The organism is Streptomyces sp. AC558_RSS880, assembly GCF_019049255.1.
In the GTDB taxonomy this organism is placed as follows: Bacteria; Actinomycetota; Actinomycetes; order Streptomycetales; family Streptomycetaceae; genus Streptomyces.
In genome coordinates, this window is record NZ_JAGMUJ010000222.1 from 1 (window position 1) to 245 (window position 245).

Sequence of the window (245 nt, forward strand, 5' to 3'; positions counted from 1 at the left end):
CCGCCGCGTGCACCTTCGTCCAGTGGAAGCCGACGAGCCGGCCCTCCTTCTCCGCCAGGAAGAACCCCTCGGGGTCGAACCACGCCTCGGCCTTGCGGTCGTCCAGGTCGCGCTGGGTGAGGGAGCCCTGCTCGGGGTGGTGGGCGAACGCGGCGGCGTTCACCGCGAGCCAGGCGGCGTCGTCCCGCCCCGGCACGAACGTCCGGACGGTCACGCCGTCCGGCAGCACCGGGTCGGGCAGATCG

Annotated in this window: 1 pseudogene; it reads right to left on the minus strand. The window is 74.3% G+C overall.

Going from position 1 to position 245, the window contains the following annotated elements:
* Nucleotides 1-245, minus strand: a pseudogene (locus KUM38_RS41420) (mycothiol synthase); the annotation flags it as partial.